This window comes from Synechococcus sp. KORDI-100 (assembly GCF_000737535.1).
Lineage (GTDB): Bacteria > Cyanobacteriota > Cyanobacteriia > PCC-6307 > Cyanobiaceae > Parasynechococcus.
In genome coordinates this window covers 1,572,069-1,590,227 of record NZ_CP006269.1, presented here as the reverse complement: position 1 = coordinate 1,590,227, position 18,159 = coordinate 1,572,069, and the positions used below count along the sequence as shown (strand labels likewise).

The 18,159-nt window shown below is 58.6% G+C and carries 19 protein-coding genes and 1 tRNA gene; 15 read left to right on the top strand and 5 right to left on the bottom strand.

The window, feature by feature from the left end:
* Positions 1–25: 25 nt before the first annotated feature.
* A complete protein-coding gene (gene rlmD / locus KR100_RS08040) occupies positions 26–1,420 on the top strand; it encodes a 23S rRNA (uracil(1939)-C(5))-methyltransferase RlmD (protein ID WP_038544661.1) in 1,395 nt (464 codons plus the stop codon).
* Here rlmD and pheT read toward each other — a convergent pair.
* The gene (pheT, locus tag KR100_RS08035; protein ID WP_038544659.1) at positions 1,398–3,842 is read right to left on the bottom strand and encodes a phenylalanine--tRNA ligase subunit beta; all 2,445 of its coding nucleotides are present in this window, start codon (positions 3,840–3,842) and stop codon (positions 1,398–1,400) included. The two genes, rlmD and pheT, sit on opposite strands and share 23 nt — an antisense overlap.
* 118 nt (positions 3,843–3,960) lie before the next feature.
* Between pheT and rpmG the strand changes: the two genes are divergently transcribed.
* Genes rpmG through KR100_RS08020 form a run of 3 tightly spaced genes read left to right on the top strand, consistent with a single transcriptional unit; the run spans position 3,961 to position 6,475 of the window.
* Positions 3,961–4,161: a 50S ribosomal protein L33 gene (gene rpmG, locus KR100_RS08030; protein WP_028952014.1), complete on the top strand. Its 201-nt coding sequence runs from the start codon at positions 3,961–3,963 to the stop codon at positions 4,159–4,161.
* 38 nt (positions 4,162–4,199) lie between these two features.
* Complete coding sequence (rpsR, locus tag KR100_RS08025) at positions 4,200–4,421, top strand: 30S ribosomal protein S18 (protein WP_006041316.1); 222 nt, start codon at positions 4,200–4,202, stop codon at positions 4,419–4,421.
* Positions 4,422–4,468: 47 nt separating this feature from the next.
* On the top strand, positions 4,469–6,475 hold the full coding sequence (locus KR100_RS08020) for a ribonuclease catalytic domain-containing protein (RefSeq protein WP_239420292.1): 2,007 nt from the start codon (positions 4,469–4,471) through the stop codon (positions 6,473–6,475).
* Here KR100_RS08020 and KR100_RS08015 read toward each other — a convergent pair.
* A complete protein-coding gene (locus KR100_RS08015) occupies positions 6,468–8,252 on the bottom strand; it encodes an FAD-dependent oxidoreductase (protein WP_038544655.1) in 1,785 nt (594 codons plus the stop codon). The two genes, KR100_RS08020 and KR100_RS08015, sit on opposite strands and share 8 nt — an antisense overlap.
* Entirely contained in the window at positions 8,249–8,413 is a 165-nt protein-coding gene (locus KR100_RS15850; protein WP_156097979.1) for a hypothetical protein, read from the bottom strand. Before KR100_RS15850 ends, KR100_RS08015 begins: the two co-directional genes overlap by 4 nt.
* Before the next feature lie 69 nt (positions 8,414–8,482).
* On the opposite strand from KR100_RS15850, the gene metG reads away from it, so the two are divergent.
* On the top strand, positions 8,483–10,027 hold the full coding sequence (gene metG, locus KR100_RS08010) for a methionine--tRNA ligase (RefSeq protein WP_038548346.1): 1,545 nt from the start codon (positions 8,483–8,485) through the stop codon (positions 10,025–10,027).
* A gap of 17 nt (positions 10,028–10,044) precedes the next feature.
* Complete coding sequence (gene lptC / locus KR100_RS08005; protein WP_038544653.1) at positions 10,045–11,220, top strand: LPS export ABC transporter periplasmic protein LptC; 1,176 nt, start codon at positions 10,045–10,047, stop codon at positions 11,218–11,220.
* Here lptC and KR100_RS15000 read toward each other — a convergent pair.
* Entirely contained in the window at positions 11,138–11,815 is a 678-nt protein-coding gene (locus KR100_RS15000; RefSeq protein ID WP_038544651.1) for a cofactor assembly of complex C subunit B, read from the bottom strand. The genes lptC and KR100_RS15000 overlap by 83 nt on opposite strands.
* Before the next feature lie 222 nt (positions 11,816–12,037).
* Between KR100_RS15000 and KR100_RS07995 the strand changes: the two genes are divergently transcribed.
* The 9 genes from KR100_RS07995 to KR100_RS07955 all read left to right on the top strand — a co-directional run bounded on the left by KR100_RS07995 (position 12,038) and on the right by KR100_RS07955 (position 17,715).
* Positions 12,038–12,409: an AbrB family transcriptional regulator gene (locus KR100_RS07995; RefSeq protein ID WP_038544649.1), complete on the top strand. Its 372-nt coding sequence runs from the start codon at positions 12,038–12,040 to the stop codon at positions 12,407–12,409.
* Between the two features lie 373 nt (positions 12,410–12,782).
* Positions 12,783–13,046, top strand: a complete 264-nt coding sequence (locus KR100_RS07990) for a DUF3104 domain-containing protein (RefSeq protein ID WP_038544647.1) — start codon at positions 12,783–12,785, stop codon at positions 13,044–13,046.
* A gap of 114 nt (positions 13,047–13,160) precedes the next feature.
* Positions 13,161–13,568, top strand: a complete 408-nt coding sequence (locus KR100_RS07985) for a tellurite resistance TerB family protein (protein ID WP_038544645.1) — start codon at positions 13,161–13,163, stop codon at positions 13,566–13,568.
* 34 nt (positions 13,569–13,602) lie between these two features.
* Entirely contained in the window at positions 13,603–14,283 is a 681-nt protein-coding gene (gene psb32 / locus KR100_RS07980) for a photosystem II repair protein Psb32 (protein ID WP_038544642.1), read from the top strand.
* A 13-nt stretch (positions 14,284–14,296) separates the two neighbouring features.
* Positions 14,297–15,445, top strand: a complete 1,149-nt coding sequence (gene pxcA, locus KR100_RS07975; protein ID WP_038544640.1) for a proton extrusion protein PcxA — start codon at positions 14,297–14,299, stop codon at positions 15,443–15,445.
* Positions 15,432–15,992, top strand: coding sequence for a bifunctional adenosylcobinamide kinase/adenosylcobinamide-phosphate guanylyltransferase (locus KR100_RS07970; RefSeq protein ID WP_038544638.1), 561 nt, complete (start codon positions 15,432–15,434; stop codon positions 15,990–15,992). The genes pxcA and KR100_RS07970 overlap by 14 nt, the downstream gene beginning before the upstream one ends.
* On the top strand, positions 15,989–16,489 hold the full coding sequence (locus KR100_RS07965; RefSeq protein WP_038544636.1) for a tRNA (cytidine(34)-2'-O)-methyltransferase: 501 nt from the start codon (positions 15,989–15,991) through the stop codon (positions 16,487–16,489). Before KR100_RS07970 ends, KR100_RS07965 begins: the two co-directional genes overlap by 4 nt.
* A gap of 101 nt (positions 16,490–16,590) precedes the next feature.
* Positions 16,591–17,610 (top strand): M23 family metallopeptidase, encoded by a 1,020-nt coding sequence (locus KR100_RS07960; RefSeq protein ID WP_038544634.1) that lies wholly within the window; start codon positions 16,591–16,593, stop codon positions 17,608–17,610.
* Positions 17,611–17,641: 31 nt separating this feature from the next.
* Positions 17,642–17,715 (top strand) — tRNA-Met (locus KR100_RS07955).
* 50 nt (positions 17,716–17,765) lie between these two features.
* Here the strand turns inward: KR100_RS07955 and KR100_RS07950 are convergent.
* Entirely contained in the window at positions 17,766–18,056 is a 291-nt protein-coding gene (locus tag KR100_RS07950) for a hypothetical protein (RefSeq protein ID WP_038544632.1), read from the bottom strand.
* Between the last annotated feature and the right edge of the window lie 103 nt (positions 18,057–18,159).

Sequence of the window (18,159 nt, the reverse complement as noted above, 5' to 3'; positions counted from 1 at the left end):
CCAGCTCGCGTGTTACGCCTTTGCAATGCCGAGAGACGATGCACCACGCCCCGGTCTGACCCTTGAGGTTGAGGCGACCGACCTTGATCGCGACGGATGTGGTCTGGCGCGGTGGCAAGGATGGGTCATCGTCGTGCCCGATCTTCTGCCTGGCGAAGTGGCCAGGATCCAGCTGCTCCAGCGCCAGCGATCACGTTGGAGAAGCCGCCGACTCGAACTGATCCACGCCTCGTCTGAACGACGACGCCCACCCTGCATCCTTGCTTCCGACTGCGGCGGCTGCACGCTTCAACACCTCGGGGCCACCGGTCAGCAGCAGTGGAAGGAACATCAGCTCACCGAGACCCTGAGTCGACTGGGAGGCATCAATCAGCCGGTCAGCTCATCCCGGTTCAACCACCAGCGGTCACTCGGTTACCGCAATCGCGCCCTGATCCCGCTCAAACGCGCGCCGAATGGATCTCTGCGTCTCGGCTACTACAAGCGGGGCAGCCACCGGATCATCAATCTCAACCACTGTCCGGTTCTGGATCCACGCCTTGATGCGCTGATCGAGCCTCTCAAACAGGATCTTGATCAGACCGGCTGGCCTGCTGATCACGATCTCAGCGAAGCCAAGGGGTTGCGCCACCTCGGGCTCCGCATCGGCCACCATTCGGGTGATCTCCTGATCACGCTCGTCTCCAGTCATGACCGGCTGGATGGTGTTCATGAGCTGGCAAGGCGATGGATGGATCGCTGGCCCAGCCTTCGTGGCGTCACCCTCAATCTCCAACCAGTTCGCAGCAATCTGATCCTCGGGAGAGAAACGCGTGTCATCGCCGGACAGGACAGTCTTCAGGAGAGCATCTGCGGCCTTGCACTCGTCCTCGATACGAGCACCTTCTTTCAGGTCAACACTCCACAGGCTGAATCTATCATCACGGTGATCTGCGATTGGATGATTTCCGTCCTCGGCCGTGGGCGCATCCTTGATGCTTACTGCGGGATCGGCACCATCAGCCTGCCGCTGGCAGCGCGGGGTTTTGAGGTGATCGGCATAGAACGTCATCCCTCCTCGATCACCCAGGCGATCGAAAACGCTGAACGCAACGGGCTGGCCAGCCGTTGTCATTTTCTTCAGGGTGATGTCGATGGCCTCATGTCAACGGAACTCTCCGGTTGTGACGCAATCGTTGTGGATCCACCACGCCGTGGACTCGATCAATCCGTTCTGAACACCCTGCTTGCCTGTCCTCCGGCTTACCTCGCCTATCTCAGCTGTGACCCCGCCACCCAGGCCAGGGATCTCAAACAACTCGCGCATCCGCAGGGTCCGTACGCGATTGATGGCCTGCATCCTGTGGATTTCTTTCCGCAGACCAGCCACCTGGAATCCCTGGTGCTGCTCCGTCGAGTCAGCTGCGAAGTTCAGCGCTGAAGCGTTGTTCCAGTGCCTGACGGACCTTGTCATGCACGGGTTGGACGTCGTTCTCCTTGAGAGTGGTTTTGCCGCGATAGCGCAAACGAAAGGCCTGACTGGCCTTGTTGTCCCCCAGTTGATCGGCTTCGAAGCGATCGATCAGTTCAACGGTCTCCAGGAGGGGTTTTCCTGCCTTGCGGATGGTCTGAATCAACTCAGCGGCAGGACAGTCGCGATCCACCACAACGGCAAGATCCCGTTCGCTGAATGGAACCGTGGGAAAACCCTTGAATCCAGGGACCCAACGGTTGCTGCGGGTTGCGGCATCCAACAGGCGATCCAGATCCAGTTCAAACAGGTAGGTGGCATCCGGTAGTCCGTGCCGCTCCGTCAGAACTGGATGGAGCTGTCCAAAGCAGCCGAGGGGCCGGCCCTCCAGCACCAGCGTGGCCGCCCGGCCGGGGTGCAGTCGTTCATCAGACGTGAGGCGCTGATCCAGGAGTTCAAGATGCAGGGCCTGCATCACTTCAGTCAGCCTTCCCCGCGCGTCGTGATACGTCGGCATCACCGGTTTTCCACTGCTGGTCCAGCGTTCCAGCCGACGTTCCCCGCAGATCATTCCGGCAAGCAGACCTCGCTGTTCGACAGCCTCAGCTGATCCGCCGAAGACGTTGCCGATCTCGAACACCCAGCATCCAGGCTGAGGTGTCTTGAGATTGCGCACGCAGACCTGCAGCAGTTCCTCCCAGAGATTGGTGCGCAGAAAACTCGTTTCCGTCAACAATGGATTGCTGATGGCGATGCGGTCTGGTTCCTGCTCGGATGCACCGACCAGGGAAAGGGTTGTGATCTCCTGCAGGCCTGCAGCTGAGATCAGTTGACGGATGCGTCGCTCAGCCTGCTGTCTTGCACTCAGGGCTCCGGGAACAAGTGGGTCCGGCAGGTGAGCTTCGAAACGATCAAATCCCGTGAGTCTTGCGACCTCTTCGATGAGATCCACCTCACGATGCAGATCCTGACGGCGTGACGGTGGAGCCACCACCTGCCAGCCTGCATCAGTCGCGGTCAGGGAACAGCCGAGAGCCGTGAGGCAACGCTCGATTGAAGCGTCATCGAGCTCAGCAGACCCCTCCTGCGTCTGCAGTGGACCAAGCAATTTCTGCAACGCCTCACGACGCAGCAGGACGGATTGTCCAACCGCTGGCAGGTCACCACTGACCCAACGCCCGCGCTCCACCAGATCGAACAGCTGGGACAGCATCTCGACCGCTCTGACCGAACAGGCGAGTGTGAGATCAACCGGAAGACCCTTCTCAAAACGACTGCTCGCATCGGTGCGCAGTCCCACGGATCGCGCCGTTGCGCGCACCGCGGCAGGAGAGAACATGGCCGATTCAAGCCAGATTCGCTTTGTCGAAGCGCTCACGCCGCTGTCCCTGCTTCCCATCACACCGGCGAGGGCAATCGGCAGGTCGTGACAGGTGACCACCTGAGCCTTCGCATCCAGGATCAGATCCCGATCATCAAGACCCGTGAAAGGTTCTCCCGGGCGTGCCTGGCGCAGTCCAAAGCTGCCTGCAACGACGGGTTTTCCCGTCAGCTCCTCGAGGGCATCGGCATCGAAGGCATGCAGGGGTTGCCCCTGCTCCACCATCACGTGGTTGGTCACATCGACGATGGCGTTGACACTGTTGATGCCAGCCCGCTCAAGGCGCTGTTTGAGCCAGCTCGCCGATGGGCGGGAGCCATCCATACCCTCGATCAAGGTGAGGCTGTAAAGGCCACCCTTCTGAAACGCCACAGCACTCTCCTGATCACAGTCGAGAACCTGATGCGAGGGCTGAAGCTCCAGTGAGGGCAACGAGAGCTGGGCTCCCGTGAGCGCAGCCACCTCCCGTGCAATCCCCACCATGGACAGCCCATCAGGGCGGTTGGCCGTGATCGCCAGATCCAGAACGGTGTCATCCAGTCCCAGCAGGGCCGCCACGGGCGTTCCCGTTGTCGGAACTGCAACCGTGAGGCGATCCAGCTCGGCAATCCCATCAAGATCGCTGTCGAGACCGAGTTCTGCCAGCGAACAGATCATGCCTTCACTGGTCACACCCCGCAGCTCCCCGGCCTTGATCGTGAGTCCTACGGCCGGAAGAACAGCCCCCACCATGGCGACAGGGACGGGCAGTTCGGCACGTACATTCGGCGCTCCGCAGACGATCTGCAGGGGTTGGTCGGTGCCGACATCGACCTGGCAGACGCTGAGCTTGTCTGCATTGGGATGCTTTTCACAACGCTGCACATAGCCCACCACCACGCCCTGGGCCCTGGCCCTGAGATCGTCGATGTCCTCGACCTCGAAGCCGGCCATCGAGAGACGTTCAGCCAGGTCCTCGACCCCTTCATCGACCTGAACCAACTGGTTCAGCCAGGAGAGGGACACCCGCATGGATCGAGCTGAATCAGGCGCGTGATCTTAGGAACCGCCCCCCATCTGGGGTTGGCAGCCTGAGCGGGTAGGATCTTTGTTTGTCAGTTCGCTTAGCACCTGCGGCGCTACGTCCTTTATGGCTAAGAACAAGGGCGTCCGGATCGTTGTCACCCTCGAGTGCACCGAATGCCGGTCCGTTCCCGCTTCCGAAAAGCGCTCCCCCGGCGTGTCCCGTTACACGACCGAGAAGAACCGCCGGAACACAACTGAAAGGCTTGAGCTGATGAAGTTCTGCCCTCAGCTCAACAAGATGACGCTCCACAAGGAGATCAAGTGAGCCCGCTGCTCACACCGCCTTTCAACTGTTCCTGATTCATGTCCAGCTCCTTCTTCAAGAAGCGTCTTTCTCCGATCAAGCCAGGCGATCCCATCGATTACAAGGATGTGGATCTGCTCAAGAAGTTCATCACTGAGCGCGGCAAGATTCTTCCCCGTCGTCTGACCGGGTTGACAGCGAAGCAGCAACGCGATCTCACCAATGCTGTGAAACGCGCCCGCATCGTGGCCCTGCTTCCCTTTGTGAACCCCGAAGGCTGATCGCCGGACAACGTAAACCTGAGATCAAGCCCGAGTCCATCGTTGGCGTGCTCCACAAAGGGCAACCTTTGATCGGACGGGTGAAAGCCGTGAAGGGAACGCGTGCGGTAGTCGCCCTCGCACCTCCACGCCAGGATCTTGACCTTCCGAATCGGGAGATCACCTGCCTTCAAGGGCTAACCGAATCGCAGACCCGGGCTCCCTTGCCAGACCGGGACACGACGACGTCGGTCGTGCCGACAGCTCGGGACAGTGCAGCGGCCTGGTGGCTGCTGATGTCTGACGAGCCTGATTGCACGGACTCCGACCGCCTCCCTCGCCTTTCCGTCGCGGAGCTTGCTGAACTGCTTTTCGCCGACGTTGGGCTGATCGAACTCGGCTCTGTCTGGCACTGGCTGCATGGACCGCAGCCCTGGTTCAGGCTTCGGCGGGACCGCGATCTGCAGACCCGCAGTCGCGATGAGATCCGTCGTCAACGACAAGCCAGACATCGCGACCGACAGCAGGCCAGGATTGAGCAACAGGGCCTTGAACGGCTGCTTCGCGCCTCACCACTGTCAGATCAGGAGCGATCAGCCCTGTCCAAACGCTGGACCGAACGGCTGGACCAACTGCTTGATTTTGCCTGTGACAACACGATGTCGCTGGCATCAGTGCCCGGGCTGGAGGACACCCTCCGGCTGCTGAAGATCGCTTCAGAGCGATCGGACATCCGCAGCTGGCTTTACACGCGCCAGCTGCTGGATCCTGATCGACCCCTTGGCCTGCGAGGCAGTGCCTGGTCCGGCGGCTTCTCACAGGATCAGATCGAGGCGGCAGAACAACTGATCGCGAAAGCCGAAGAACCCTGTCCCGGTGACGAACACCGTGCAGACCTCACAGCTCTGACGACATACACCGTTGATGACATCACCACCCGTGAAATTGATGACGCAGTGTCACTTGAGCCAGGGGCGGACGGTGACTGGATCTGGATTCACATCGCGGATCCGGCGCGACTGATCGCTCCGGGGTCTCCCCTGGATCAGGAGGCTCGCCGCCGGGCGACCAGTCTCTACCTGGCAGATGGCTGCCAGCCGATGCTGCCACTGCCATTGGCGGCCGATGTGTTGAGTCTGCGCTCGGGCAAGCGTTGTGCAGCGTTGAGCGTTGGCGTCTTGCTCAACCCTGATGGGTCGATCGCACAACACCGGCTCACCCGAAGCTGGGTTCAGCCCCGCTATCGCCTGAATTATGAGGATGCCGACGAACTGATCGAACTGGCTCCTCCTGGAGATGAGGGTTTGGCGCGGATGGCGACCCTGCTCCAGCAACGTTCACATTGGCGTCATGGGCAAGGTGCCGTGGGTTTCGATCGGCCGGAAGGACGCTTCCGGCGTCATGACGGTCAGCTGGAGCTGCAGGTGATCGACTCCTCCGCTTCACGGCGGATGGTGAGTGAGGCCATGCTGCTGATGGGAGCTGTGGTCGCCAGCATCGGCAAGGCTGAGCAGGTTCCGCTGCCATTCCGCAGTCAGGCCAGGGCAGAGCTGCCCGTCAAGACGGAGCTTGAGCGGATCCCCGATGGACCGGCCCGTGATGCGGCCGTGCAGCGCTGCCTCAGCCGTGGCGTGCAAGGCACGACTCCCCTGCCCCACTTCAGCCTTGGGCTTGAGGCCTACGTCCAGGCCACATCACCGATCCGTCGCTATTCAGATCTGTTGGTCCACCGACAGCTGATCGCCAGTCTTGAAGATCAGACACCGCTTACCAACGACCAACTCGCTGATGCCATCAATGAGCTCGAGCAGCCGATGCGCCAGGCCGTTCAGATCAGCCGTGAGGATCAGCGACACTGGCAGCGGATTTGGTTCGCCTCCCATGCCGGTCAGAGATGGGGCCTGCAATTCCTCCGCTGGTTGAGGCAACAGGACCATCTGGCGTTGGTGCATGTCAACGATCTGGCCATGGGCATCGTCGGGCGCCTTGAGGTTGAGGACCCGGTGCCGGGTCAATCGATGTCCCTTGAAATCATCGTTCCTGAAGACAGCGAAAGCGCGATGCTGATCAGATGATCGTGGCCCTGAGAACTCTCAACCAGGGGCCCCAGGGGTTCTCAGCAGCAACGACGGAAACCTGAGTGCCGTTGTTGCACTGGGTGAGGAGGTTCCGGACACCCGGCTCGAGAGTCATCAGCTGTCGAGGCCTCTGCGAGGTCTGCAGCTGCCAGTCGGATTCCGAGTTCGCCAGAAAGGTCCCCTGGACCTGAATGGCTGATTCCTGCAGCGGTGCTGCGTCGGAGGCTGGAACCGCCTGCATGGAAGCCGTTTCCATGCTGGTGGGATCGTGCAGGGCCTCGTGTTGTGAACTCCTCCACGCGTCGTGCCAGACGGGGATGGTCCAGATCGGCATCACAGCAGCCGGTGCGATGGGGTCGTTCAGAAGGGCGCTCTGCAGGTCCTGGACCGGCAGTTCAAGGGGAGAGCACTGGTGCTGGAGCGACAGTGCCGCCGCCATACCGGCGGCTTGCCCGATGTTGAGGATCAAAGGCTGCAGCCTGGTGGCGCCATTGGCCATGTGGCTGACGCTGAACGCTTTATCAGCCATCAGCAGGTTGGACACGGATTCCCCCAGCAGAGCGCCGTAGGGAATGCAGAAGGGTGTTCCGGTCCAGCGGCCTCCCCAGGGGATGCTCTTCGGAGCCAGTGGCCAGTCCTCTCCAGGGTAGTGATGGTCGTTGGCATAGGTCCCCACAGCGATGCTGGTGCAACGACCATGGACATCCATCGGTAGAGGGCCATGGGACTGGTTGGGCCCCACCGGAAGGAGATCGTTTTCCGTGACGACGTTGCGGCCGACCAGTCGACGCCCTTCACGCCAGTAGGGCATCAGCGCCAGGCAGGGATCCCGGCCCGGGAAGGCGTGCCCCGCCTGAAGCCATCCGTCGCTGCTGACACAAAGGGTCTGAAGGAAGCGAAGACTGTGAGCCTGCATCTCAGCGGCCAGATCCTGCCGTTCACGTCGATCGCTGCTGATGCAGCGATCGAGACCCTGATGCCAGTCGTTCCCATGGAGAGGCCAGTTCAGCATCACCAGTCCCCCTGGAAGTCGTCCGTAGGTGAGCGTGCGCCGCAGACCACAGGACTCCAGGCAGCGTTGAAAGGGGGGCTCGGGAGGCACAAGCGGCGTGTCTGGCCCAGGGCCCGCCGCGAGTTGGCCCATCACCACCCAGGTTGGGGATTGAATCGGCTGCTCTCGGAAGAACGGCTCCCGCGCGAGACGTTCCGAACTTGGAGCACTCGGTTCCGACCAGAGCGTGTCCGGTTCCCAGCCGAAACGGAAGGGGGCGTCGGCAGCCGCCATCAAATCGCCGAGATCGCTCCCGTCGATCACAATCCTGGGCACCAGTCGGGTGGATTCATCCCGATGCGGAACAGTCCGACGCGCGACAGTGAGCGAAACAATGCGATCGGCACGGCGCTCCAGCTCCAGCAGGTCAACATCAGACCACCAATGGAGACGCGACTCCTCCGACACCCATCGCTGCAGAATCGCCTCCGCCTGTGATGGGCGGAACCCGAAGCAGCTCACCCAGTTGTGGTCCAGCCCCTCTGCAAGGCTGCCTTCGAGATCTCTCAAGAGAGCTCCCCAGAAGCCTGTCTGCCAGCAGGACAATTCATGGCCATCCGGAGCACTGACGCCAGCGGCACTCAGCATCCCTCCAAGCCAGCCGGCTGGTGTCAACAACAGAGTCCTGACGCCAGCGCGGGCGGCCTGGACGGCGGCAGCCACACCACCGGTTCCACCACCCCAGACCACAACATCCCAGTCCTTGCAGCTCTTCGGCCTCATTGGTGTCTCTCCGCCTGTTCAGGATCGCCATCAACGATCGGGTGTCGAACCTCCACACGCGACAAAGCGCTCACCCCGGGCCCATCGCCATCGTTGGACCGACGCAAGACCTCGAAACGGGGGGTTGCCGTGCAGGCACCAAGACAGCTGCCAGGGTCCATCGATCGGGCTGAAAGGTGGTCGTTAGGATCCAGCGTCGCAGCGAAGCCGCGGAGTTCCTGCCCTTCAAGATGAACTACACCCTCACAACTCCGCTCTATTACGTCAACGATCGTCCTCACCTCGGCAGCACGTACACCACGATTGCCTGTGACGCGCTGGCACGGTTCCAGAGGCATCAGGACAATGGCGTTCTGTTCGTCACAGGGGTGGATGAGCATGGTCAGAAAATTCAACGGACGGCCGAAGCACGGGGGGTCAGTCCCCAGCTGCACTGCGACGAAATCAGTGCTCGTTACCGGGACCTCTGGCAACGCTGGGACATCTCCCAGGATCGTTTCATCCGCACGACAGCTCCGCGGCATCTGCAGCTGGTGGAGCAGTTCTACGGGCGTGTCAAAGCCTCTGGAGATGTGATCACCGGCAGGCAGACCGGCTGGTACTGCGTTGGCTGTGAGGAATACAAAGACGATCCCGCCGACGCGATGGAACCCCACTGCCCCATTCATCAGCGCCCGCTGGAATGGAGAGATGAGGAGAACCTGTTCTTCCGTCTTTCCCGTTATCAGGAGCAGATCGAAGAACTCGTCGCCAGAGACGATTTCATTGCCCCCGCCAGCCGTCGCCAGGAGGTCAGGAATTTTGTTCAGCAGGGTCTGCGGGATTTTTCGATCTCGCGTTCAAACGTCTCGTGGGGTCTTCCGGTTCCAGGCCAGCCCGGCCATACCTTCTACGTGTGGTTCGACGCCCTGCTCGGTTACCTGAGCGCTCTGCTGGATGACGGCCACAGCATTGACCTCAACCGGCTGAATCAAGCGGGCTGGCCGGCGTCCGTCCATGTGATCGGCAAGGACATTCTTCGTTTTCATGCCGTTTACTGGCCCGCGATGCTCATGTCAGCCGGGCTTCCTTTGCCGGATCGTGTTTTCGGCCATGGCTTTCTGACCCGGGAGGGTCAGAAAATGGGGAAGTCTCTCGGCAATGTTCTGGATCCTGAAGTGCTGCTGGAACGATGCGGGACGGACGCCGTTCGTTGGTATCTGCTGCGCGATATTCAGTTCGGCGATGACGGTGATTTTCAGCAGCAACGGTTCGTTGATCTGGTCAATAATGACCTGGCCAACACCATCGGCAACCTGCTGAACCGAACCTCGTCGATGGCTCGAAAGTGGTTTGACGATGCTGTCCCACCGGCAGGGTCAGATGCAGGCCCGGAGCATCCCCTCGCCCAGCAGGCCAGCCGTACGGTCAGCATTGTGCTCAGCAGAATGCCGGAACTGTCGTTCAAAGCCGGCGCCGAAGCCATCCTCCAGCTCGCGATCGCGGCCAATGGCCATCTCAACGACACGGCGCCCTGGAGCCGGATGAAACAACCCGGACAGGACGATGTCGTCGCCAACGATCTTTATGTGGTTCTCGAAGCTGCCCGCGTTGTTGGTGTCCTTCTCAGTCCGCTTCTGCCGGAACTCAGCGCCAGGATCCTTGCCCAGCTGGGCATCGATGCCGTGAACGGCCCATGGAAGGATCAGCTGCGCTGGGGTGGTCTCACATCAGGCAGCGTGCTTCCCAAACCGAATCCGGTGATGCAACGCCTCGAACTGGAGGAACCGCTCTGAGCCATCTACCGCCTCCAATGCGCTGCGTCCTGGCATGGACCACATCAGCCATCGCGGCGATATCCCTGCTCGGTTGTCGACAACCGCTTGCGATTGTGACGGAGGAATCGCGACCCTTCGTCTTCCGTTCACTGAATCTCAATCAGCGCCGCCCGGATGGAACGAAAGACTGGGATCTGACCAGCCCGGAGGCCCGGTACGACCTCAGCAGTCGCACGGTTCGCGCCCTCGGTCCAAGCGGCATTCTTTACAGAAACAACAAACCCTCATACCGCATCAGCGCTGAACTTGCGACTGTTCTCAACGATGGCGATCTGGTGGTTCTGGAAGGTCAGGTCCGTCTTCAGCAGCTCGATCAACGCAAGCTGTTGATCAGCGGAGATCGGTTGAAGTGGAGGCCATCTCAGTCGAGAATGGTGATCGACCAGCGTCCCAGAGCGGAGGATGCTGAATCACGGCTGACAGTGCGTCAGATCGTGTTCCAACAGGATCGCGACACCCTGCGGTTCCAGGGACCAACAACCCTGCAGCGTTGGGATCGACAGCGCAGCGAGTACGAACAGCCACAGACCGTTGTGACCACAGCCGAGGGAACCTGGAACCTCAGTGATGGAACCTTGGTGGCAGCAGGTCCCGTCCGTGCGGAACAGACCGAGGGACGGACACTCACGGCTGCCCGCCTGGTAGGAAACACGCAGGATCAATACATCGACCTGATCGCTCCGGTCACGCTCAAGATTCCGAACGGCAAGGGTGAGGTGAACGCTGGAGCCACACGCTGGAACTACCAGTCCAAGCAACTCAAAAGCAGTGAACCCTTCCAGGCTGTTTTCGAGAAAGGGTCAGCGACCGGCTCCGGTTTTGTCGTGGATGAACGCAGCAACACAGTGATCATTCCTGCCAACTGTCGTCTTCAGCAGCCTGAACAAGGGTTATCCGCGCGACGCTGCAGTTGGAACTGGCGGACCGATGTGGTCATTGCGGATGGAGCCGTGGAATTGAAACGAGACAAGCTCGAACAGACCACAACAGCTGAACGCCTTGAAGGCCAACTTGGTGACGGTGGATCGGTGCGTTTTGGTCGAGATGGTGAACGGGTGAAGTCCACAATCAAGTTGGATCAGGATTCGAATTCAGGCTCGGACGATCAGAAACGTTCGTCTGATTCATCGTCTCCAGCAGTGAGCTTTTGAGTCGTTGCGCCCATCCCTGTAACCAACGTTCATCGGACTGACTGAAACAACGCACGGACCATCCACCCAAAATGACGACACCATTGCCTCCCAGCGGGCAAACGATGACAGCGGGTAACTTCTCCAGGACAGGATCAAACTCCGTGCGACCAGGAAACAGTGTTGTGTTCACAAGTGAGACGACAGTCTCCCGTTCCATCGCCCTGCGACTGATGGTCCCGGGTTGAAAATCACCCGAACCCAGAAGGCCTCGCCTCAGAATCACAGACCCATTCCAATGCACAAGCAGCGTTGAAGCAGGAGTTGCCGTCAGCAGCATCTGACTCCCCCAGGCCAGTTCCTGACGTTGTGGCTCAGTCAGGTCGTCAGACAGCACCAGACCCTGTTCGCCTGGAAGAACCACTCGTTCGGCAGTTTTTGGATCCGCTCGAGTCCACAGGGCTGCCACGAGCATCAGTGCAACAGCCGCAAATCCGTTGAGAACTTCAGCCCGTTGCAGTTCGGGGGAAACGGTTGTTGCCAGGGCAGCATTCAGCAACCCAAGCAAAAGAAAGATCAGGCCAAGAGCAAGAACTGAACGGGCTGGTCCGGGCATCCGAAGCTGGTTGGATCAGAACGTCACGATCAAGAATAATGTTGTCATGCACCTCGAGGTTCGCACGAGAAAAGAAATCCAGTTATGGCCTTCCAGACCATCTCCTGATCCAATCGCGATCAAGTGTTCACATCAGTGGATCATTCAACGATGATGTGCCCTACGTATTGACGATGTGTTTTTTTGAATGCATCATTAGATAGTTGTTTTTAAGCAAAAATCATGCTGACCGGTTCAGACCTGCTGGACAAAGTGAAGGAGCTTGGTGATGTCTCCAAATCAGACCTTGTGAAGGCTTGCGGCTACGTCTCCAGCAAGAAAGACGGTGGCGAGCGCTTAAACTTCACTGCCTTTTACGAAGCTCTCCTTGAAGCCAAGGGTGTGAGTCTCGCCACCGGTGGTACAGCAGGTGTTGGCAAAGGCGGACGCAAGCTGAGCTATGTGGCAACTGTCCAGGGAAATGGAAACCTGCTGATCGGCAAGGCTTACACCGCCATGCTGGACCTCAAGCCTGGCGACAATTTCCAGATCAAGCTGGGTAAAAAAGCCATCCGCTTGATCCCTGAAGGAGCTTCCGAAGACGCAGACGATTGATTGTCGTTGTCTTAACAGACTTGCGCGGCTGATGTCTCATCAGTCGCTTTTTTATGTCTCGTCTTGGAACACGGCACGGCACGCTGACCCCCTGCTGCAGAAGACGAACTCGATGGCTTGTCGAGTTCCCCGGAACTTGAATCAAGAGAGGGTCTCAAGCAAACACTCTGGTCAGCGTCATGTCCGAACATCACAGCGACTGTCAGATGCAAGGTTGCAGCCGGATTCTCATTCCCACCTGATGCCGTCCTGCCTGCAGCTCCCGTCACCCAGGCAATGGTCTCCACCGCAAGCGCGGCCCCGATTGAGCAGACCTACTGATGCCATCATCCGCTTAGCGGACTAGAACAGCTGTACTGCCGCACGAAGCGAAATGGCCAGGTGCTTGCCGTTTTTGAGTTTCAAACCTGGTGATCTGGTGCTCGTTCAACCTGATTCAGAGAAGCCAGGCGTCTCGGAACCGGAGTGGTGGATGGGTTGGGTTGTGTTCTGTGAAGGCAATGCGAGAGACCCCATAGCACTATCTCTGTTTCAGGTGGCCGATTGTGATGACGGCTGCATCCGCTGGGTGAATGCCGATGAGGCCACGCGACTGGTGCTCAGTGGACTTCAGACGAGCAAGGTGTTGCCGCTTTGAATGAGAGCTCTTCAGTGCATCAACGACTGAGGAAACAATGACCAACGTTCCTCAAAACAGGGATCTGACAAGTAATCCCATGCCTGCTCAAATAACGACAGGGACGCTGAGACCATGACTGACCGAGAAGCTTTTGCAGCTGTTGCGCTGGCTGCTGTGGCCTGTGATGGAACCCTGGGTCGTGATGAGGCCCATGCCCTGCGCCGTCAACTCGAATATCGATCCCTCTACTGCAACAGCAGCGAGGCGGAGATGGGCAAGCTGTTTGACCAGCTGCTGACAATCATGCGGGAGCACGGCGTTGATGGCCTGATCGATCGGGCCTTGCCATTGCTCAACGTCGTGCAGAAGGAGTCAGCTCTTGCGGTTGCCGCCCATCTCGTCCATGCCGACAGAACCGTCACGGAAGACGAAAAGACGTTTTTGCAGCGTTTGGCGGCATCTCTCGACCTACCCAACGGTGAAGCCAGCATGATCGTGCGAGCGATCGAGGCACTCAACCGCGACAGTCTTGGCGACTAGCGGCAGACTGGAGCCATAGATCGTTCCGAACCGGATGAAGCGGAGAACCCTCGAAGCAATTCTGACCTGCTTTGCGGTCGTTGTTCTTGTGTTTGGTGTCCCCTCCCTTCCGGCCTTTGCCATTTCGCCTGCAGACTTTCCACTCGATCGACCTGTTGACCACGTTCTCGATGATGCCGATGTGCTGAGCCGTGCAAGTCGTTCCGAACTTGAGAAACGCCTGGAGGAATTCGGCAGTGATCGTGTTGATGCCCGTCTGATCACGTTGAGACGACTGGATTACGGCATCACACTGGATGGCTTGGGGCGGGATCTGATCTCTCGTTGGACCAGTGATACCAAACCGTCAAACCCCCTTCTGCTGCTCATGATCGAGACCCAGAACAAGAGGGCAGCGGTGCTTGCTGATGAAACCTTGCAGCCTCAGTTACCGGAGACCCTGCTCACCAGCACAGGACGAACCACCATGGCGATTCCGCTGCGAGAAGGCGATCGATACCGCCAGGCGTCAATCGATGGATTGACGAGACTGTCCGTCGTGCTCAATGGCGGAGAGGATCCAGGTCCGCCAGAAGAGATCGTTCGGACCACGCTGCCTACCAATATTCCAACCCAGGAGGAAACGGAAAGCAGCAACGCCACAACCTGGATTGTTGTGTTGCTCGTTTTGGGCACCATCATCCCCATGGCCACCTGGTGGGTCTTCTCTCGCTGACCCATTCACCACGATGAGCCGTCGTAACTGGATCGGATTCTTCGCACGCAGTCAGGCATTTGACCTCACCAACGACCTAGAGCGTGGTTACGAGTCGGCGCTGCTGATCCAGAGTCTCGAGCTCGAGTACTACGGCGATCGCCCGATCCGACCGGAACTTGAACTTTCGGTTCCCCGCTCGGTGCAAGCCACGGTGTTGCGACGCTTTCGAACGGCGTTGTCCATCTGTCGCTCGTCACGCGAGACCCTCAGCGGCAATCGCGGACAGCTTGATACCCAGGAATTGCGCCAACTGCAACTGATCGAAGCGGTGGTCGATCGCTACGCCAATGGTCGAAGTTCCAGCCGCACCAGCATCAGTCGCAGCCCTGATCCGCTCCCCCGATCGCTTCTCGGAGTCTTTGATTCTGTTCGCCGTCAGCTGGATCCAACCTCTGAAGAAACGCTTGTTGCTGGTTTTCGTCGGCGACGTGATTCAACGCTGATCTCTCTGAGAGTTCTGCTGCTGCTGATCCTGGTTCCACTGCTAGTTCAGCAGGTTTCAAGGACGTATCTGATTTCGCCGGCAGTGGACCACTTCTCTCCAAAGTTAGGCGTGATCAGTTACTCAAAAGATGCTCTTCAGGATGAGGCTGTTAAACAACTAACTATCTACAAGCAGGAACTGGAATTCCAAGCATTATTGCGTGGCAATGACCCACCTACGACCCAGGAGCTGCGTGATGAATTAAGTCAAAAAGCTGATGATCTCAATCGACAAGCTGAAGAAGAGAGCTTGCATGCGATGAAGAATGTCCTTGCAGACTTATCGGCTCTACTGGCCTTCATTATTGTCTGTATTTTCAGTCGGGATGAGTTACGCGTTCTGCGCGGATTTCTCGATGAAGCGATTTATGGGCTGAGCGACTCAGCCAAAGCCTTTGCCATCATTTTATTCACTGACATTTTTGTTGGGTATCACAGCCCTGAAGGTTGGACGGTGTTGTTAGACGGAATTGCCCATCATTTCGGTGTGCCAGCGCAGGAGAATTTCATCCTCTTGTTCATCGCCACCTTCCCAGTGATTTTGGCGACGATTTTCAAATACTGGATTTTCCGTTATCTCAACCGCGTTTCTCCGTCGTCCGTTGCCACGCTGAAGGGGATGAATGGGGGAGGTTGAAACGTCCAATCCCAGTTCTCCTCTGATCCTGGTCTGTGGTCCAAGTCGTGGGGGCAAGAGTCGCTGGGCGGAATCTCTTCTCTGCAACGACGCTCACGTGACCTATGTGGCCACGTCTGCACAACGACCCGACGACAACGCCTGGCAACAACGATTGGCCCTGCATCGGCAACGTCGACCGAAGCACTGGCAGCTGATCGAATCCGGCGCTGATCTCTGTGGAGCCCTGGCAACAATCGGTCCGGAACAATCGGTTCTGATTGATGCCTTGGGTGGCTTCGTCGCCTGGCATCTCGATCAAACCGACCAGCAGTGGCATGGACAGGCACATGCTTTTCTCAAACAGTTGCTGTCGATGCCGCAGCGCCGTGTCCTGGTCGCGGAGGAAACCGGCTGGGGTGTTGTACCGCCCACCAAAGTCGGCGGCATGTTTCGCGATCGTCTTGGTCAACTTTCCGAGAGAATCCAGCGCCATTCCGACAAGAGCTGGCTGGTGATCCAGGGCCGGGCCATCGATCTTCAAGCCCTTGGATGCCCTGTTCCATGAACCAAACCCTGGCAGCTGCGGCTCTGCGCGTCGCCTTGTTTGAGCCGAGGATTCCACCGAACACCGGCAATGTGGCGAGAACCTGTGCTGCCTTCAGGACACCACTGTCCCTGATCGAACCACTCGGTTTCAGCCTTGATGATCGTCAACTCAAGCGGGCCGGCCTCGATTACTGGCCCCATGTTGACGTGACTGTGCATCGGAATTTTGATCAACTGAACCTTCAGCTTCCCGAGCAACGACGACTGATCGGCTGCAGTCGTTATGGAGGTCTGTCGCTTCAGGAGTTCCAGTTCGAGGAGGGAGACGTGCTGCTGTTCGGTCGGGAGGATACGGGTCTTCCAGATCCGATCCGATCGCGTTGCGACGCGATTGTGACCATTCCCATGCCTGGATCGGCCAACGCAGAAGGCCAGGGGGGCGTCCGCAGCCTCAATCTTTCCGTGGCCTGCGCGCTTGTTCTCTACACGGCAGGTGTGCGGTTGTCGTTGTGGTAATCGCCTGACTGCAACAAGAAAGCTTGCGGAGGGATGTTCCGCTCGTTACCTTCTGTACGATTGAGTCCTTTGACAGAACGTAATCGCAATATTCGTCTTTTATGAAGTCTCTCCCGACCCTGGTTTTTGCAACGACTCCGCTGCTTGCAGCAGCTCTGTGGTCGGCGCTTCCCGGTCAAGCAGACAGTCGCTCATTCGAGATTTCTGAACTTCCTCCACTCCCCGAGGCAACCACCAAGGAAGAATCAACAGCATCCGAATGGTTCTGGTTGAAAGCGACTCAACCCACAAAACTCGCCACCCTCGCCGAACAGCTCGAGATTTCAATCCGCACGCTTGCTGAAGCCAATCATACCCTCACCAACCATACGTTCAAGACAGGTGAATGGATCCGTCTTCCGGTGGCTGTTACAGACGCTGTCCTGAACATTGCAGGTCTCGATGCCGACACGCTGACCTCGTCTGCCCCTCTCACGCCGCCACCACCGGTCTCCGATACGGCAGCGTTCAAACGCGGAGACTCACTTGCGTCATTTCTCAAACGGCATGGTCTGACCTCTGATCAGCTGAAGCTGTACAACCCTGGCCTCGATTTCACGCGATTGAGTGTGGGTCGTGAAGTTCGTGTCGCCAAAGCTGTTGGCGGTCAGAAGCTGCTGGCCATCCGTCCTTCCGTCAGTGGTGGAGCCAGTTGGCCGGAGCTGCCCTCGTTCCCTGTGAAGGAGCCACACAAGGTCATAGGCCCTTCCTACATCTGGCCCACCAAGGGGGTGTTTACTTCAGGCTTTGGATGGCGATGGGGGCGTATGCACAAAGGAATCGACATCGCCAACAACACGGGGACCTCAATCCATGCCTCACGGGCAGGGATTGTGACCTACGCCGGTTGGAGCAGTGGTTACGGCTATCTCGTTGAAATCATCCATGAGGACGGCGAATCAACCCGTTATGCCCACAACAGTCAGCTGCTGGTCAAGAAAGGACAGATGGTTCATCAGGGCGCGCGCATCTCCAATATGGGCAGCACTGGCCGCAGTACAGGACCTCACCTTCATTTCGAAATCCGTCGTGCCGGCGGTGGTGCCGTCAATCCCTTGGGCAAGCTTCCTGCGCGTGCCTGACGATTCGACCATCGTCTAGGATCACCTCCACGGCTCGGTAGCTCAGCTGGTTAGAGCGTGGGATTCATAACCCCAAGGTCGGGAGTTCAAGTCTCCCCCGAGCCATTGATGTGCCTTCACTCCGATGTCATCACGTCGTTGTCGAGTGTGTTCATTCAGCGCATATCGATGGCATTGAGACGTTCGCGAAAAGTGCTGGGTGCATGTTGCTGTGCTGTCGAAGAGTCTTCACGTTGTGCCGGTCTGAGAGGGGTGGTCTCCGCGACGGTGGGGAGGCTACGGGTGGTGGATTGGCGCGAATAGCGTGCAGAGCCAGGCATCTTCAACGTGCCACTGGCGGCATCGCGATCGAGCGGACGTTTGCGCAGATCGCTCCGCAGCTGATTGAGAAGTCTGAAATGACCAGTGGAACTGAACTTGCGTAACAGAGCTGGGGCCCAGTCCATAAGCGATCACATCTGCATTGAGTGTATGAGCAGGCGGGAGGCCAATCGTGATAAATTGACAGACGGAACTGGAAGTCGGTACGACTACGTATAAGTCGTTCAC

What these genes read in the sequence shown, in the direction of transcription:
- rlmD (WP_038544661.1), top strand. Translation starts at nt 26, where the DNA reads ATGCCGAGAGACGATGCACCACGCCCCGGTCTGACCCTTGAGGTTGAG.
- pheT (WP_038544659.1), bottom strand. Translation starts at nt 3,842, where the DNA reads ATGCGGGTGTCCCTCTCCTGGCTGAACCAGTTGGTTCAGGTCGATGAA.
- rpmG (WP_028952014.1), top strand. Translation starts at nt 3,961, where the DNA reads ATGGCTAAGAACAAGGGCGTCCGGATCGTTGTCACCCTCGAGTGCACC.
- rpsR (WP_006041316.1), top strand. Translation starts at nt 4,200, where the DNA reads ATGTCCAGCTCCTTCTTCAAGAAGCGTCTTTCTCCGATCAAGCCAGGC.
- KR100_RS08015 (WP_038544655.1), bottom strand. Translation starts at nt 8,252, where the DNA reads ATGAGGCCGAAGAGCTGCAAGGACTGGGATGTTGTGGTCTGGGGTGGT.
- KR100_RS15850 (WP_156097979.1), bottom strand. Translation starts at nt 8,413, where the DNA reads ATGGACCCTGGCAGCTGTCTTGGTGCCTGCACGGCAACCCCCCGTTTC.
- metG (WP_038548346.1), top strand. Translation starts at nt 8,483, where the DNA reads ATGAACTACACCCTCACAACTCCGCTCTATTACGTCAACGATCGTCCT.
- lptC (WP_038544653.1), top strand. Translation starts at nt 10,045, where the DNA reads ATGCGCTGCGTCCTGGCATGGACCACATCAGCCATCGCGGCGATATCC.
- KR100_RS15000 (WP_038544651.1), bottom strand. Translation starts at nt 11,815, where the DNA reads ATGCCCGGACCAGCCCGTTCAGTTCTTGCTCTTGGCCTGATCTTTCTT.
- KR100_RS07995 (WP_038544649.1), top strand. Translation starts at nt 12,038, where the DNA reads ATGCTGACCGGTTCAGACCTGCTGGACAAAGTGAAGGAGCTTGGTGAT.
- KR100_RS07990 (WP_038544647.1), top strand. Translation starts at nt 12,783, where the DNA reads ATGGCCAGGTGCTTGCCGTTTTTGAGTTTCAAACCTGGTGATCTGGTG.
- KR100_RS07985 (WP_038544645.1), top strand. Translation starts at nt 13,161, where the DNA reads ATGACTGACCGAGAAGCTTTTGCAGCTGTTGCGCTGGCTGCTGTGGCC.
- psb32 (WP_038544642.1), top strand. Translation starts at nt 13,603, where the DNA reads ATGAAGCGGAGAACCCTCGAAGCAATTCTGACCTGCTTTGCGGTCGTT.
- pxcA (WP_038544640.1), top strand. Translation starts at nt 14,297, where the DNA reads ATGAGCCGTCGTAACTGGATCGGATTCTTCGCACGCAGTCAGGCATTT.
- KR100_RS07970 (WP_038544638.1), top strand. Translation starts at nt 15,432, where the DNA reads ATGGGGGAGGTTGAAACGTCCAATCCCAGTTCTCCTCTGATCCTGGTC.
- KR100_RS07965 (WP_038544636.1), top strand. Translation starts at nt 15,989, where the DNA reads ATGAACCAAACCCTGGCAGCTGCGGCTCTGCGCGTCGCCTTGTTTGAG.
- KR100_RS07960 (WP_038544634.1), top strand. Translation starts at nt 16,591, where the DNA reads ATGAAGTCTCTCCCGACCCTGGTTTTTGCAACGACTCCGCTGCTTGCA.
- KR100_RS07950 (WP_038544632.1), bottom strand. Translation starts at nt 18,056, where the DNA reads ATGGACTGGGCCCCAGCTCTGTTACGCAAGTTCAGTTCCACTGGTCAT.